Annotated in this window: 1 protein-coding gene; it reads left to right on the top strand. The window is 51.1% G+C overall.

The window, feature by feature from the left end:
• On the top strand, positions 1-397 hold a 397-nt coding region (locus tag ACSZPU_RS26360), incomplete at both ends, for a transposase (RefSeq protein ID WP_499004578.1).

Genomic DNA, 397 nt, shown 5'->3' with positions numbered 1-397 from the left:
CTAAAGCAGGCAGGACTGATGATGCGTAAGGGGGTGATTATCGATGCCACCATCATCTCCGCGCCCTGCTCTGTAAAGAATAAATCCGGGCAACGTGACCCGGAGATGCACCAGACCCGTAAAGGAAATCAGTGGTACTTTGGTATGAAGGCGCATATTGCGGTTGATGCAGCGACAGGCCTGACTGAAAAAGTGGTCACCACCGCAGCAAATGAGCATGACCTTAATCAGGCGGAAAATTTGATTACGGAGCCTGTGGACGTGGTGTTTGCCGATGCCGGATACCGCGGGGCAGAAAAGCGGGAGTCACTGAGAGGTCTGTCAAAATACTGGTTTATCGCAAAAGGCCCACTTGCTGTAAAAGAAATGAAACAGCATCCGCGTCGAAATAAGCAGG

It is taken from the genome of Phytobacter sp. V69, assembly GCF_965644215.1.
Classification (GTDB): domain Bacteria; phylum Pseudomonadota; class Gammaproteobacteria; order Enterobacterales; family Enterobacteriaceae; genus Phytobacter.
Note: the sequence above shows the minus strand (reverse complement) of the source record. Positions and strands in the feature narration are given on the sequence as shown.